The organism is Escherichia sp. AM3, assembly GCF_032029835.1.
Lineage (GTDB): Bacteria > Pseudomonadota > Gammaproteobacteria > Enterobacterales > Enterobacteriaceae > Escherichia > Escherichia coli.
Genome location: NZ_JAVUPQ010000847.1, coordinates 1 through 292 on the forward strand (window position 1 = coordinate 1; position 292 = coordinate 292).

Consider the following 292-nt stretch of genomic DNA (forward strand, 5'->3'; position numbering starts at 1 on the left):
GCTGAATGCACTGTGACAATCGACACTCGAAATTCACCGGGCTTTCCGCCACGCGCGGCGAGCTCACAAGCTGGCTGGCTACGGGCGTCAGGCCGGCAAAGGTAAATTCATCCTCGCCATGAGGGAGCGTGGCGGAGGTTTCATTCATCGCCTCGGCCAGATCGCGCGTTGCGAGGTTCCAGACAAACTCCCCCGTTTCGGTAATATTCCGCACGCTATCCTTCCAGCCGTTGCTTGAAAAACCAATGATCGGTGGGCGATAGTTAAAGCAGTTAAAGAAGCTGTACGGGGC

At 56.5% G+C, this 292-nt stretch carries 1 protein-coding gene; it reads right to left on the reverse strand.

Going from position 1 to position 292, the window contains the following annotated elements; translation table 11 throughout:
• Window positions 1–292 (reverse strand): flavin reductase family protein (locus RTW80_RS28675; protein ID WP_312721489.1); only part of this gene is annotated, 292 nt, incomplete at both ends.